The organism is Burkholderia contaminans (assembly GCF_029633825.1).
GTDB lineage: Bacteria > Pseudomonadota > Gammaproteobacteria > Burkholderiales > Burkholderiaceae > Burkholderia > Burkholderia contaminans.
In genome coordinates this window covers 1,501,707-1,516,673 of sequence record NZ_CP090640.1, presented here as the reverse complement: position 1 = coordinate 1,516,673, position 14,967 = coordinate 1,501,707, and the positions used below count along the sequence as shown (strand labels likewise).

10 protein-coding genes and 2 pseudogenes are annotated in these 14,967 nt (G+C 66.5%); 6 read left to right on the top strand and 6 right to left on the bottom strand.

All coding sequences use genetic code 11. The features are described 5' to 3' along the window. Positions 1-90: 90 nt before the first annotated feature. A complete protein-coding gene (locus LXE91_RS07120; RefSeq protein WP_278068124.1) occupies positions 91-246 on the bottom strand; it encodes a hypothetical protein in 156 nt (51 codons plus the stop codon). Positions 247-311: 65 nt separating this feature from the next. Then, positions 312-1,010, bottom strand: a pseudogene (locus tag LXE91_RS07115) (LysR family transcriptional regulator); the annotation flags it as partial. A gap of 161 nt (positions 1,011-1,171) precedes the next feature. On the opposite strand from LXE91_RS07115, the gene LXE91_RS07110 reads away from it, so the two are divergent. Together LXE91_RS07110 and LXE91_RS07105 are read left to right on the top strand one after the other, a co-directional pair. Then, the gene (locus tag LXE91_RS07110; protein ID WP_039352079.1) at positions 1,172-2,149 is read left to right on the top strand and encodes a quinone oxidoreductase family protein; all 978 of its coding nucleotides are present in this window, start codon (positions 1,172-1,174) and stop codon (positions 2,147-2,149) included. Between the two features lie 24 nt (positions 2,150-2,173). After that, a pseudogene (locus tag LXE91_RS07105) lies at positions 2,174-2,323 on the top strand (DUF1427 family protein); the annotation flags it as partial. Between the two features lie 27 nt (positions 2,324-2,350). Here the strand turns inward: LXE91_RS07105 and LXE91_RS07100 are convergent. Next, positions 2,351-3,376: a transporter gene (locus tag LXE91_RS07100; RefSeq protein WP_039352239.1), complete on the bottom strand. Its 1,026-nt coding sequence runs from the start codon at positions 3,374-3,376 to the stop codon at positions 2,351-2,353. Positions 3,377-3,582: 206 nt separating this feature from the next. Continuing rightward, positions 3,583-4,539, bottom strand: coding sequence for a hypothetical protein (locus LXE91_RS07095; RefSeq protein WP_039352076.1), 957 nt, complete (start codon positions 4,537-4,539; stop codon positions 3,583-3,585). Between the two features lie 121 nt (positions 4,540-4,660). Between LXE91_RS07095 and LXE91_RS07090 the strand changes: the two genes are divergently transcribed. The 4 genes from LXE91_RS07090 to LXE91_RS07075 all read left to right on the top strand — a co-directional run bounded on the left by LXE91_RS07090 (position 4,661) and on the right by LXE91_RS07075 (position 11,705). Then, complete coding sequence (locus LXE91_RS07090; protein ID WP_039352071.1) at positions 4,661-5,506, top strand: M15 family metallopeptidase; 846 nt, start codon at positions 4,661-4,663, stop codon at positions 5,504-5,506. Between the two features lie 301 nt (positions 5,507-5,807). Further along, positions 5,808-9,752 (top strand): type VI secretion system membrane subunit TssM, encoded by a 3,945-nt coding sequence (gene tssM / locus LXE91_RS07085; protein WP_039352067.1) that lies wholly within the window; start codon positions 5,808-5,810, stop codon positions 9,750-9,752. Next, a complete protein-coding gene (tagF, locus tag LXE91_RS07080; RefSeq protein WP_039352064.1) occupies positions 9,749-10,738 on the top strand; it encodes a type VI secretion system-associated protein TagF in 990 nt (329 codons plus the stop codon). Before tssM ends, tagF begins: the two co-directional genes overlap by 4 nt. A 4-nt stretch (positions 10,739-10,742) precedes the next feature. Further along, positions 10,743-11,705 carry an OmpA family protein gene (locus LXE91_RS07075; protein ID WP_039352061.1) on the top strand — a complete coding sequence of 321 codons (963 nt, stop codon included), beginning with the start codon at positions 10,743-10,745 and terminating at the stop codon, positions 11,703-11,705. Positions 11,706-11,786: 81 nt separating this feature from the next. Here the strand turns inward: LXE91_RS07075 and LXE91_RS07070 are convergent, their stop codons facing one another. Both LXE91_RS07070 and LXE91_RS07065 read right to left on the bottom strand, forming a co-directional pair. Then, a complete protein-coding gene (locus tag LXE91_RS07070) occupies positions 11,787-14,048 on the bottom strand; it encodes a DUF2235 domain-containing protein (protein ID WP_039352058.1) in 2,262 nt (753 codons plus the stop codon). Next, complete coding sequence (locus LXE91_RS07065) at positions 14,035-14,955, bottom strand: DUF3304 domain-containing protein (RefSeq protein ID WP_171026756.1); 921 nt, start codon at positions 14,953-14,955, stop codon at positions 14,035-14,037. The genes LXE91_RS07070 and LXE91_RS07065 overlap by 14 nt, the downstream gene beginning before the upstream one ends. Positions 14,956-14,967 lie beyond the last annotated feature (12 nt).

The following is a 14,967-nucleotide window of genomic DNA, read 5'->3' as shown; positions in this document are numbered from 1 at the left end:
GCTGCCGGCCGGCGTACCGGCTTCTCCGACCTTTGACGGGCCTCGCATGCGAGGCCCTTTTTTTCTTTCGGCACGGGCGCCCGCCCGCCGTCATGCCCACGCGGCATCCCACGCCGGCTGCGCGAACCACGTTGCGAGAAACGCGACGAGCCGCGACGCGCGCGCGGTGCCGCGCGCCTGCTGGCGCAACACGTGGATCGTCGCAGGCTCGGGCGCCGCCGTGAACTGCGGCAGCACCGTGCGCAAGCGTCCGTCGCGCAGCGCGCCGCCCGCGAGCCGGTCGGCAGGTGCGCGAGACCGAGCCCGTCGATCGCGGCTTCGAGCAGCGCTTCCGAATGATTGCTGCGAAACCGCGGCTGCGCCGGCACGTGGCGGCGCTCGCCGAAACGCCACGCGCCCGGCGGCGGCGCACCGTGCCATGCGAGGCAGTCGTGGCCGGCGAGCGCGTCGGGCGACTCGGGCTCGCCGCGCCGCGCGAGATACGCCGCGCTCGCGCACAGCACGCGCCGCTGCGGCGCCAGCACGGTCGCGACGAAGCGCGTGTCCTCGAGCGGGCCGATGCGCACCGCGAGATCGACGTCGGAGCCGAGCCGCGCGCCCTGCAGGTCGACCATGCTGTCGGTCAGCACCAGGTCGACCTGCAGCGCCGGATGGCGCTGCATGAAGGCCGCCAGCGCGGCCATCAGGTGCCGCCGGCCGAACGGCGCCGGACAGTCGACGCGCAGCAGCCCGCTCGGCTCGTCGTGCTGGCTGTGCAGGTCTTCCTGCAGGCCGCGCAGCTCGGCCAGCATCCGCGTCGCACGCCCGTACAGCAACTGTCCGGCCTCGGTCGGCCGCAGCGCGTGCGTCGTGCGATGCAGGAGCCGGATGCCGAACTGCGTCTCGAGCCGGTCGATGCGCCGCGTGACCGACGACGCGGCGACACCCAGCCGGCGCGCGGCCGCCGAGAAGCTCTGCTGGTCGACCACGTCGACGAACAGCGCCAGATGCGGGGAAAGGAAGTCGTCCATTCGGTGCCTTCGGAGTTGGCTATGCGTTTTGTGCAAAGCAATCATCCGCCTTTGCACGTTTCCGCGTCAAACCGGGCCGACTAGACTGCAGGCATCCTTTTCACCCGCTGTACGCCCCGCCCCATCGGGCCGCGCGACAGCCATCCGCCACGGAGATCATCATGCGCAGCATCCGCTTCGACGCCCCCGCCGCCGACATCGAGTCGCTCGACGCGCGGGTCAGGGAAATCGACCCGCCCGTACCGGCCGACGGCCAGATGCTGATCGAGGTGCGCGCGGCCGGCGTGAACCCGAGCGACGTGAAGGCCGCGCTCGGCCGCATGCCGCACGCGGTGTGGCCGCGCACGCCCGGGCGTGACTGGGCCGGCATCGTGCGCAGCGGCCCGGACGGCTGGATCGGCGCGCCGGTGTGGGGCTCGGGCGGCGATCTCGGCGTGCATCGCGACGGCTCGCACGCGGAGTGGCTCGTGCTCGACGCGGCCCTGGTGCGCCGCAAGCCCGCCGTGCTGACGCTCGACGAAGCGGCCGGCGTCGGCGTGCCGTTCGTCACCGCCTATGAAGGCTTGCGCCGCGCCGGCATGCCGAAGGCCGGCGACGTCGTGCTCGTGTTCGGCGCGAACGGGAAAGTCGGCCAGGCGGCGATCCAGCTCGCGACCGCGCACGGCGCGACCGTGATCGGCGTCGAGCGCAGCGCCGGCGGCTATCGCGGCCACGCATCGGGCGACGTGCGCATGATCGACGCGTCGAAAGAACCGGTGGCCGACGCGGTACGCGCGGCCACCGGCGGCCACGGCGCGGACATCGTCTACAACACGGTCGGCAGCCCGTACTTCGAAGCGGCGAACGCGTCGATGGCGATCGGCGCGCGGCAGATCTTCATCTCGACGATCGACCGCAGCGTGCCGTTCGACATCTTCGCGTTCTATCGCGGCCAGCACACGTTCGTGGGCGTCGATTCGCTGCAGCTCGACGGCGCCACGGTGGCGCAGATCCTCGACACGCTCGCGCCGGGCTTCGGCAACGGCACGCTGCGCCCGTTCCCGATCGGCGACGACTACGTGTACCCGCTCGAGCGCGCACACGACGCGTATCGCGCGGTGCTGGCCGGTGCGCGCGAGCGCGTCATCCTCAAGCCCTGACGCCTGACCACACGGGAGACTGCCATGACGGAATACGTGACTTCGCTCGCGGTGGGCCTCGGCGTCGGCGTGCTGTACGCGCTGCTGCACGTGCGCTCGCCGGCCCCGCCGCTCGTCGCGCTCGTGGGGCTGCTCGGGATGGTGATCGGCGAACGCGCGATCGCGCTGCTGCGCTGACGCGCCGAGGCGGCGCCGGTGGTGCTAGCGATCGTCGCGCCGGCGGAACGCCCACCATGCGGCGAGCCCCGTGAAACCCGCGACGAGCAGCACCATCAGCCAGAAGCCGTGCTTGTTCTCCGAGAACGGCACGCCGCCGACGTTCATCCCGAAGAAACCGGCGACGATGTTGATCGGCAGCGCGATCACGGTCACGAGCGTCAGCGTGAACAGCGTCCGGTTGTTCTGCTCGTCGAGACGCGAACCGATCTCTTCCTGCAACAACTTGATCCGCTCGTTGAGCCCCGCCAGATCGGCCAGCACCAGCGAGAACTCCTCGGTCGATTCGCGCAGCTCCTGCACGTCTTGCAGATGCAGCCACGCAGGCGGTTTCGCGAGCAGCCGAAAGATCGACCCGGGCTCGGGCGCGAGCATGCGCTGCAGCCGCGTCAGCGTGCGGCGCATCGCGCCGAGCTCGATGCGGCTCGACGTGAGCCGCTGCGACAGGAAGCGATCCTCGATGCGGTCGACGTCGACACTCGTGCGCCGCATGATCTGGCTCAGCAGGTCGGCCTGGTCGCGCAGCAGGTGCACGAGCAGCTCGGCCGGCGACCTGAACTGCTCGCCGTCGCGCACGCACGCGCGCAGCGTGTCGACCGAGCGCAGCGGCTTGAGCCGCGCGGTGACCATGATGCGCCGCTCGACGTGGACGAACAGCGTCGCGATCTCCGACGGCGTCAGTTCGAGGTTGAACATCACGTCGTTGACGATCGCGCGCAGCACGCCGTCTTCCTGCTCGATGCGCGTCGAGCGCGAGCCTTCGTGGAGGAATTCGAAGAAGCTGTCGGGCAGGCCGAGGTGCGTGCGCATCCAGCGCTCGCTCGCGCCGTGCGCGAGATTGAAGTGCAGCCAGACGAAATCGTCCGACGCGGCATCGTGCTCGCGGCACGTGCGCAGCCACGCCGCAGCCGCGTCCGCATCGAGCGTCGCGCCGGAACCGCCGGGAACGAAGCGGAATCCGCACACCATGCCGGACGTATCGGCGCCGTAAGTCTGTACGATCAGGTCCATCGTGTCGAAGGTCGTGCTGCGCACGGCGCGCCGCGCAAAGCGGGTCGCGCGCCCGCGCCGGAAAAGGAAAGGAGACGTATGCCCGACGGGCATGACGCGCCGGTGACAGCGTCACGCCGCATCATACCGGCCGATTCCGCGCCTCAAAAACAACGCGCCGCCCAACGGGCGGCGCAGGTGCGGCGGGTCGACACGCGCGGGACGCGTTACTGCCGCGTCTCCGACTGCGCGGCGCTCGGGCACGCCGGGTCCTTGCCCCAGTGACCATCGCAGACGCGCCAGCGGCACAGCTGATCCTCGAAGAAACCGCGCTCCGAACACTCCTTCACGCGCGACGCCAGCGAGCCGGTCGTCGCGGCCGTCTTGGTCGGCACGGGCTGCGCCTTCTGTGCAGCGAGCTTCTTGTCGGCCGGCTTCGTGCGCGCGACGAGCGCCGCGAGCAGGTCCGCATCCGGATCGTCCTTCGTGCCCGCCTTCGCGGTGCGGGCCGGCGTCGCGTCGCGATGCTTCTTTGCCTGCGCGAGTTCGGCCTGCTGTTCCTTGTGACGCTTGCGGGCCTCGGCTTTCGTATCGGCCTTCGTATCGGTCTTGCCGTGCGCGGCGACCTTCGCGCCCTTTGCGGCGTCGCCCTTGGCGGTTTTGGTCGTGGCAGCAGCAGCGGCGGCGGCCGCGCCGGCCGTGGCCGCACCCGATGCGTCGTCGGCGCCGTTGGCGAGCGCACGCGACAGGCGGCTGTTGTCCGCGGCGGGCGCGGACGATGCGGACGCAACGGTTCGGGAAGCTGCGTCGTCGTTGACGATCGTGGCCGGTTGTACAGCGGATGCGGCGGACGCGGCATTCTGCGCGACCTGCACGGCGGCATCGCTGGCCGCTGCGGCCTTCGCCGGTGCGGCGGCTGCCGGCGCAGCCTCGGCCGTGACGGCGGGGGCCTGCTCGCCCGCATGCTGCATGCGCCATGCACCCCAGCCGCCGACGGCGACCACCAGGGCCACGACGGCGGCGATCGGCGCCTTCAGCGAACGGCGCGGCGGCTCGGCCGGCGGCGTGACACGTCCTTCCAGATTCGCGAGAATGCGCGACTGCTGAGCTCCGTCGCCTGCCGGTTTGGTATCGGACAGCAGGCTGGGCGGAGATTTCGAATTTGAATTTTCCGGCGCACTCATTCAGCGTCTCATTGAATCCTGGTTTAATTCACCGCGATAATATAGCCCGGCCTCTCGAAGCAGCCTGATTCTAAGAGCAAGCATTGCAAAACACAATCAATTCCAATTTCCGGGGATTTCTTTGATTGCCGTCGCACTCGTCGCCTATTTCGCCCTTGCCGTAGCGGTTGCGGCACTGTTGCTTTTACCGGGTATCCGCGCGACCGTATTCGAATCCGTCGCCCAGTTTCACGGCCGCCTGACGCGCCGTGCGAACGATCGCGCCTCGCGTACGCGAAGTCAGATTGTTAAATCGGCAAGCGTTACGCGCGGGGCTTTAAACGACGTGCAAAATTTACTGATTCGCCGGCGCTTGATGATTATGGTATCGGCAGGTATTCTTGCGACGCCGCCATTGGTCGCCATTGCGTTACGCGGCCGGCAATTGTTCCAGTACGACGACACGGCGCGCGTGCCCGACGAGAAGATCGCCGCGCTGCTGCAGGGCGAACAGCTCGTGCCGCCCCCGCCGCTGCCGCCGGAAGTCTTCGCGACCAAGGAAGTCGAGCAGGTACGCCCGGCGCTGAAGGATGCGAGCCGCGACTGGAACCTGCTGGATCCGGATTTCCGTACGCGTTTGCTGCTGGTCTACAAGATCATGCACGAACAATATGGTTATGAAATGGCGCTGCTGGAAGGTTATCGGAGCCCGGAACGGCAGAACCGGCTGGCGCAGATGGGCAGCAACGTGACCAACGCGGCCGCCTTCCAGAGTTATCACCAGTTCGGGCTGGCGGCCGACAACGCATTCCTGCGCGACGGCAAGCTGGTCATTTCCGAGAAAGATCCATGGGCGATGCGCGGCTACCAGTTGTACGGCCAGGTCGCCGAGCAAGTCGGCCTCACCTGGGGCGGCCGATGGAAAATGATGGATCTCGGGCACGTGGAATACCATAAACCCGGTTTTAAACTGGGACGCGGCAGCTAGTCAGGGCTGCCGGACAAGAAATAATGAGGGCGGCATGGGGCTTTTTAATCACCCGGCAGGAAACGATTTGGGCGGCGCAAACAATCGGGCATTCCGGTGCGCGATTTTTTCCGGCCGCCGCTTCCGTTTTAAATCTCACAGCGTCCTTTCGTTAATGCGCGCGCCTTCTCCGATGCCGCGGGCGCATTGATGCCAGCCTCCTTCATCCCGTTTGACAGCATGGCGACACATCGCGGCGCCACTCTTGCCGCTCGGCGCGCCTGCGTCGCCTCATCGAATCGCACCGGAACCTGAACGTCCTATGCAACGCATCCTCAACGTGCTGACTCATCCGCGTACGCTCTCGATCGTCGGGATCGTCGCGCTAGCGGCCATTCTCTTCATCGTCGCCGACATGCTGCAGCTGCCGCTCCTGTGGGCGGCGATCGCCTTTGCGGCGATCCTCGCGCTGTGGCTCGTCGTCGCGCTGTGGCGCCGCTGGCGCGTGAAGCGCGCGAACCAGCAGCTCGGCCAGGTGCTGGAAGAGCAGGCGGAAACCGGCAAGATCGCCGCGCCCGCCGCCGCCGCGCTCGCCCCCGACGCGAAGACGGCCGACCTCGACGTGCTGCGCACGCGCCTGTCGGATGCGGTGAAGACGATCAAGACGTCGAAGATCGGCCAGGTGTCGGGCGGCTCCGCGCTGTACGAACTGCCGTGGTACATCGTGATCGGCAACCCGGCCGCGGGCAAGAGCAGCGCCGTGCTCAATTCCGGCCTGCAGTTCCCGTTCGCGGACAAGAACAGCGCCGTGATCCACGGCATCGGCGGTACGCGTAACTGCGACTGGTTCTTCACGACCGAGGGGATCCTGCTCGACACGGCCGGCCGTTATTCGGTGCACGAGGAAGACCGCAGCGAGTGGCTCGGCTTCCTCGGCCTGCTCAAGCGCTACCGCCCGAAGGCGCCGATCAACGGCATCATCGTCACCGCGAGCATCGCCGAACTCACCGGCAACCGCCCCGAATTCGCGATCAACCTCGCGAAAAACCTCCGTCAGCGTGTTCAGGAGCTGACCGAAAAGCTCGAAGTGTTCGCGCCGGTCTACGTGATGTTCACGAAGGCCGACCTGATCACCGGCTTCACCGAATTCTTCAGCAGCAGCGACAAGCACGAGTACGACCGCGTGTGGGGCGCCACCCTGCCCTACGAACCGGACGACAAGCGCGACGTCGTCGCGCAGTTCGACACGCACTTCGAGGAACTCTACGAAGGGCTGAAGGAGATCAGCGTCGCGCAGCTGTCGCTGTCGCGCGGCAACCAGCTGTCGCCGGGCCAGTTGAGCTTCCCGCTCGAATTCTCGACGATCAAGCCGTCGCTGCGCGCATTCCTCGCGACGCTGTTCGAGAACAACCCGTTCCAGTACAAGCCGATCTTCCGCGGCTTCTACTTCACCAGCGCGCTGCAGGAAGGCGAAACCAACAGCGCGGCCGCGCAGCGCATCGCGCATCGCTTCGGCCTCGACGGCGCCGCGCTGCCGAAGCCGCACAGTGCGTTCTCGAAGAACGGCTTCTTCCTGCGCGACCTGTTCTCGAAGGTGATCTTCGCGGACCGCCAGACGGTGCGGCAGTTTGCCAGCCCGACCAAGACGCGGCTGCGCTACGCGACCTTCTTCGGCTTCGTCGCGGCGCTCGCGCTCGCGCTCGGCGGCTGGACCTGGTCGACGATCGGCAACCAGCAGCTCGTCGCCAACGTGCAGGCCGACCTCGACAACGTCACGCGCCTGCAGCAGGGCCGCAACGACCTGCAGTCGCGCCTGCAGGCGATGGACATCCTCGAGGACCGCATCGAGCAGCTCGAGCAGTTCCGCCGCGACAAGCCGATTTCGGTGTCGCTCGGCCTGTACCAGGGCGACCGTCTCGAGCAGCATCTGCTGACCGAGTACTACAACGGCGTGCGCCAGATCCTGCTGGCCCCGGTGTCGCAGAACCTCGCGTCGTTCATGAAGGACGTGAACGCGCACCCCGAACAGCTCGTGCCGATGACGCGCCCGCCCGAATCGGGCGCCGTGCAGGGTGGCACGATGCCGGTGTCGACCAACGCGGCGGGCGCCGCGCCGCAGGCCGGCGCCGCACTGGCCGCGTCCGGCGCCGCGCCGGCCGCAGCGCAGCAGCCGGCCGCACCGCAGGGCGGCCTCTACAGCGACGCGTCGCCGACCAACGTGCAGGACGCGTACAACGCGCTCAAGACGTACCTGATGCTGTCCGACAAGCGCCACGTCGAGCAGGCGCACCTGACCGACCAGCTCGCCCGCTTCTGGCGCGGCTGGCTCGAGACGAATCGCGGCAACATGCCGCGTGACGAGATGATCAAGAGCGCGGAGCGCATGATCTCGTTCTACCTGTCGCGCGTGAACGACGACAACTGGCCGATGATCGACGCGAACCTCGCGCTCGTCGACCAGACCCGCGAGAACCTGCGCCACGTCGTGCGCGGAATGCCGGCCCGCCAGCGCGTGTACGAGGAAATCAAGGCGCGCGCGTCGACCCGCTTCGCGCCGATGACCATCGCGCGCATCGTCGGCGACGGCAACCAGGGGCTCGTGGCAGGCAGCTACGCAATTCCGGGCACGTTCACGCGCGAAGCGTGGTTCGACTACGTGCAGCCGGCGATCCGCGACGCGGCAACCAAGGAACTGCAGGCGAAGGACTGGGTGCTGAACACGTCGACGCAGGACGACCTGACGCTCGAGGGCAGCCCCGAGCAGATCCAGAAGACGCTGGTCGGCATGTACAAGACCGAGTACGCGCAGCACTGGCAGAAGTTCATGCAGGGTATCGCGGTACAGGGCTTCACCAGCTTCGGCCAGGCCGTCGACGGGATGAACCGCCTCGGCGACCCGCAGGATTCGCCGATCCGCAAGATCCTCGAGACCGCGTACGACCAGACCTCGTGGGACAACCCGTCGCTCGCGAACGTGACGATCAAGAAGGCGCAGACGGGCGTCGTGAACTGGGTCAAGCAACTGTTCTCGCGCTCGCAGGCCGGCCAGGTGGCGGCCGCCAACATCGACATCAACGGCAATCCGGCCGAGGTGCCGATGGGTCCGATCGGCCAGGAGTTCATCGGGCTCGCGCGGATCGTCGCGACGCATGACGGCACGTCGATGCTCAAGGGCTACATGGATTCGCTGTCGAAGGTCCGCACGCGCTTCAACGTGATCAAGAACCAGGGCGACCCGGGCCCGGGCGCGCGCCAGCTGATGCAGCAGACGCTCGACGGCAACGGTTCGGAACTCGCCGATTCGCTGAAGCTGGTCGACGAGCAGATGCTGACGGGCCTCACCGATTCGCAACGCAAGTCGCTGCGCCCGCTGCTGGTGCGGCCGCTGATGCAGGCGTTCGCGGTCGTGATCCAGCCGGCCAGCGCCGAAGTCAACAAGGTGTGGAACGCGCAGGTCTACCAGCCGTTCCAGAACTCGCTCGCGACGAAGTACCCGTTCGCGGCGAGCGCGAAGGTCGAGGCCGGCGCCGGTGAAATCGCGCAGGTGTTCGGCCCGGACGGCTCGATCGCGAAGTTCGTCGGCACGACGCTCGGGCCGCTCGCGGTGCGCCGCGGCGACACCCTCGCCGCCCGCACGTGGGGCGACATGGGCATCGGCCTCACGCCGGACTTCACGAACGGCTTCGCACGCTGGGTCGCGCCGCTTGCCGGCGGTGCGGCTGGCAGCGCCGCCGCGTCGTCCGAGCCGCAGACCGTGTTCCAGATCCTGCCGCAGCCGAGCACGGGCACGACGGAGTACACGATCGCGATCGACGGCCAGCAACTGCGCTACCGCAACACGCCGCCGCAGTGGACCAACTTCGTGTGGCCGAACCCGCAGGGCTCGCCGGGCGCGACGCTGTCCGCGACGACCTTCGACGGCCGCACGGTGCAGCTCGTCAACGAGCCGGGCCGCTACGGTCTCGAGAAGCTGATCAACTCGGCGCAACGCAAGCGCCGTCCGGACGGCACCTTCGACCTGACGTGGGCGCAGGGCAGCGTGAACGTGTCGGTGACGATGCGCATCATCAGCACGTCGCAACCGTCCGGCGGCGGCGGTGACCAGCCGCAGCAGCAGAGCCTGCGTGGCCTGCAGCTGCCGTCGTCGGTCGCCGACGCAAGCGCGGGCGCCGCGCAGAACGCAACCCAGACCACCGGCACGGGCACGCCGGCCGCAGCGCCGGCCGTCGCGGCCGCCAACGCAACGCATGCCCAGGGGGCGCAATGACGCAAACCGTACAGGCGCAAATCGCCTACTTCGGCAAGATTCCGTCGCGCGGCGACTTCGTGAAGAGCGCGCACAACCCGCAGTTGCTGCAGACGCTCGACCGCTGGATCGCGCAGGCGCTCGAACTGCTCGCGGAAGATCCGCGCTGGAAGCTCGTCTACGAGGATGCGAAGCCGATGCATTTCGCGTTCCTCGGCTCGCGCAGCAAGCTCGCGATCGCGGGCCACATGGTCGCGAGCCACGACGTGTCGATGCGCCGCTTCCCGTTCCTCGGTGCGACCGCGCTGGAGGTCGACCGGCCGGTCGCGTTCCTCGCGCGCAGCCCGCTCGCGTTCGCGCGGCTGTGGTCGCGCGTCGCCGCGCAGATTCCGCCGCTGCTCGGCAAGGACGAGCCGCCCGGCGCGCTGCAGGCACTCGGCGACACGCAGGTGCCGATCGACGTCGGCGGCCCCGGCACGTCGCATGACGGCACCTTCAACGATTTCGTCGAACACCAGACGCTGTACGGCCTGCAGGAGATGCTGCTCGAAAGCGGTCATCCGGTGCGGCTGCGCGGCGCGATGCTCGCGCTCGGCTCGCTGCTGCGGCCGGTGATGCAGAGCGGCTCGTCGCACATCGAGCGCGGCCTCACGCTGCCGCTGCCGGTCGATCCGTTCTACCGCAGCCTCGTCGCCGCGTTCTGGCTCGAGCTGATCGCGCCGTTCGTCGCGCAGGCCGACTTCGAGCTCGCGATCTTCATCGGCACGATCGCCGAGCGCGAACGGCTCATCATCGGCTTCAACGGCGCGTCGGCCAAGACGCTGCTGAGCGTCGTCGACCCGCAGACCTACGCCGCCCACAACATCGACATCGACGATCCCGAGTGGATCGACGCCCATGCGCAAAACGATCAGCAGATCAGCAAGCTCGTCAGCTACCTCGACCAACCGCAACTCTCGCTGCGCGTCGCCATCGACGCGTTCCGCGAAGCGTTCATCGGAGGCTGACGGGATGCATCGCACGATTCAAACCCGGCGCGCGCGTTTTTCGGCCGCGCTCACGCCCGCCGTCGCCGCCCTTCTCGCCGCCGGGCTGTTCGCCAGCGGCGCAGCGTTCGCGCAGAACACGGGCGCGACCGTCACGCCGGTCGGCAACGGCACGGTTGCGACCACCGCGCTCTCCGCGAACCCCGGCGCCGCGCCGGGGACGGCCTCCGGCGCCGTCGTGCACGGCACGGCCGGCACCGCAAACACCGTTACGCCGCCGGCCGCGACCACGACGCCCGGCCAGGTGGTCGTCGGCGGCAAGGTGCCCGACGAGGCGACCAAGGCCGCCGTGCTGCAGAAGCTGCGCGATACCTACGGCGCGACGAACGTCGTCGACCAGATCGAGGTGGGCGACGTCGCAACGCCGCCGAACTGGAGCGCGAACGTGCAGAAGCTGCTCGGCACGCAGCTCAAGCAGATCAGCAAGGGGCAGCTGAAGATCAACGGTACGCAGATCGAGATGAAGGGCGAGGTGCACAACGAGGCGCAACGCCAGCAGCTCGCGAGCGACATGGCGAACACGCTGAACCCGACGTACACGATCAAGAACGGGCTGCGCGTGTCGGCTTCCGAACAGGGCGTGCTCGACCAGACGCTCGCGAACCGGACGATCGAGTTCGAAACCGGCAGCGCGACGCTTACGCCGCAAGGCAAGCTGATCCTCGACCAGATGGCGGCCGCGCTCGCGAAGATGCAGAACCGCACGGTCGACATCATCGGGCACACCGACAACTCGGGGAATCGCACGTCGAACATCGCGCTGAGCCAGGCGCGCGCGGATGCGGTGAAGGGTTATCTGATCACGAAGAGCATTCCGCCGCAGCAGATGACGACGACGGGCGTCGGGCCGGATCAGCCTATTGCGCCGAATGATACGGCGGATGGCAGGGCGAGGAATCGGCGGATCGAGTTCCGGGTGGGGCAGTGAGTTTGCGGGGGGCGGCTCGGGATTAGCCGCCCCGATACGACGGGGCGTCAGCGGTACGCGATTGCGCGCCACCGAATGACGTCAATGTGTCGGTGGCGTCCCCTGGTAACCTCTCGCCCATTGCTGGCTCTGCTTGCTAGCCTGTTCGACCCGTTTGGCGGTGAGATCGTCGCTCTTGCGCTGCTTGTCTTCCTTCGCATAGTCCGTCTTTCCGAACACGTCCTTGTCCCGTGTCCTGAAGTACAGTGACGGCGCGAGCACGTGATCCTGCCAACTCGTCAGCAACGTATCGTGGACGAGCATGTCGAACATCGCCATCACCTCGGCCGGAAGCGGGTTCTTCCCCGCATACCCCTGCTCCCAGGCCTTGACCAGTGCAACCTCGTCCTCGTTCAGCTCAACATGGTGTGCAAACGCGGGCGCAAGGAACAGCGGCGTATAGGTCGGCTTGTTGTTGAACGACTGCGTGAAGCGGCGCTGTTGCTCGGCCTCGTATTCCGGTCGCATCTTCTCCCACTTGCCAGTCATTTCCTTCGCCTCCTTGTCGAGACGCTGCCAGACCGTCGTGTAGTTGCTCGGCGGAACATCCTTCCATAAATCGTTGTAACGTTTGTCCGCCGCCTGCTTCGCGAGCTTCAGCTTCTGAATCTCGGGCGAGTCCATCCGCTGGCTGCCCATCATCGCCCAGTCAAGCTTCGCCTTTGCGTCGCGCCGGTCGTAGTCGGCTTTTTCGACGTCCTTGCGCCACTCGGTCGCCGGGTCGGTCACGGAATGACGGAATTCCGGATCCTGGTATCGCACGGCGATCCAGCGCAGGAATACCTCCGCATGCGGCAGAAAGTTCACGCCTTGCGTGTCCGGAACGACCTTGCGGTACGCATCGACAAGCGCCCTGATCCTGTATTGCTTGCCTTCATAGGTGATCGGCGTCGCAATCGAGAAGCGACTGAATACATCAGGCCGCCGCTTGGCTAGCGTTTCCATGTCGAGAAGCGCACTACCGGCCTTGAGCGCTTCGAACAGCATGTCCCTGAGCGGAATACGCATCAGCTCTGCATTGAAGCCCAGCGAGCCGTGCAACGAACCGCCCGCGATGTCGCTGCTCGTTCCCGGATAGAGTCGTTGCTCGGCACGGGTCTTTTCCAGGCTGTCGAGGCGCTGGTACATGCGCATCTCGTGAGCGGCGGCGAAATGCACACATCGCTGCACGCTTGCGGGCACGGCAAGCGACCGGTCCTTGTAATTCGGCTTGATGGTGCCGAGAAACGGCAGGATGCCGATAATCTCGCCGGCCTCTTCCGACATGATCGACGACACCGCATCCAGTAGACCGACGAACTTTATTTCGAGCGAAATGCCGTTGAGCGCAAGGTCCTGATCGTCGCGACGCTTGTACTTGGTCGCCAGATCGTTGACGAACGCGCGTGCCAGCACACAACCGCGATCGGCGCCAAACACCGACACTTCGATCTTCCGAATCTTCGACGCCTGCCCCTTGACTGCCTCGACCGCTTTTTCCAACTGCTCCTTCGCGGCAACGAGCCGTGAATCGACGCCCGTACCGAAGTACGCGCTCATCACCTGCGTATCGCGCACGATCGGTACGTTTTCGATCGCGATTCCCGTAATGACCTGACGGACTGTCGATTGCACGATCTTGAGCGGATTGCGTTTCGCGTCGTTCTTCGCGTTCCGGAACACCGCGATGCCGCCTGCCTTCGTGCGCTCCCAGATCCGCTCCGGCGACGCGTCCAGTACGTTCGCGATGCGACGCGCGGTTCGGGGGATGTTCTGGATGTCTTTCTTGAAGTCGTTGAAAGCACTCAGCATCGGCCGAAACGAGAACTCCGAGGCGGCCTGCTTGGCTGCCGTCGTCACGCGACCTTTCACGTCCAGTTGCTTGATCGGCTGGTTCACACGTGCGACCGACTCCGCCACGCCTTTCGTTGCGGCGAGCACCTTCTTGCCGATCATTTTCCCCGCGGCCAGGCCGGCATTGAGCCAGTCGTTGGACTTTGCATCCGCGTTGAGATCCGTCCCGAGGCCCGAATAGTAGAGACGGAACCAGAACTGATTCACGGGACGATCGGCGTCCTGGTTGGTGCGGTGCGCATCGAAAAGACGCGAGATGTTCGAGTACAGCCCGCTGTCCGGATCGTCTTCGTCCCTGCTGCGACCAAACGCATCGAAGAATACGCCGATACGGATCGTTGCCCCGCACGGCAGGCAGTCTCCCTTTGGATAGTTGGCAGCCACCATCTTGTCGACTGCCATTCGCACGCTCTGCGGCGTAGCGTCGTCCGGATCAAGTCGAATGGCGTTTCGATCGTTAGCCCCGGCCATGGCTATTCTCCTCACGTGGCGGCGGCACCAGACCCGCCGGAATCGACGGTACTGCAACCGCCTGGAATCGGTTCTGCCCAAGCTCCTTCACAACGGTCGGTGATAGCGCGGCGGCCGCCTTCGCGAATGCGCCCGGCTTCCCCTTGATCGACTGAATGAGCTTCTGCACCTCCGGGTGAGCGTCGAACCGGGGATTCACCAGAAGCGCGTAATAGGCGTATTGCTCGAGGTCGCTGCGATCTGTGAAGCGGTACTTGATCCAGGCTTCCGCAACTGTTCTCGAAATCCTGCGGTGCGACTGGGCGTCATTGTCTTCGTATTTCTTGTCGAGCCGCTTGCCGTACCGTTTCGTCAACTCACGCGACACGTCCACGATCGGCAATCGGGTACTGCCCAGCATCTCGCCAGGAAACGCCAGCTCGACATGACGATCGGGGTAGAAGTGGACCTCGAGAATGCGTGAGCCGATCGAGTCCGGCTCCTTGGTTGGCGGCAACGAAACGTCCGTCTCTGCCTGCTGTTTCTTCACCTGCTCACCCGGCCGCCAGTCGTCCGCATCGTAATACGTCCACTGAACCTTGAAATCGTTGCCCTTCAGCAAGTAACAGCAGGCGATGCTGCCTTCCCCGGCCCCGGGTTCCAGGTCGCCACCACCGCGTGCCTTGTTGCCGAACCGGTCGGTGATCGTGAACCGAACGAGGTTGTATGGCAGGTAGTTCAACGCCTCCGTTGAAATGCTGGTGTAGGTCGGATCGGACTTGCTGCACGCCGCCATCGACACGAAGAACAAGCCTGCCGCGGCGACTCGCAACGCCGCGGAGAACCGTCCGCGAGCGGCGCGCGCACCACGTCGGCCTGGATCGATCGCACGGAATTCCGGTGCAGCGTATTGCATGACATCAGGCATAAGCACTCTCTT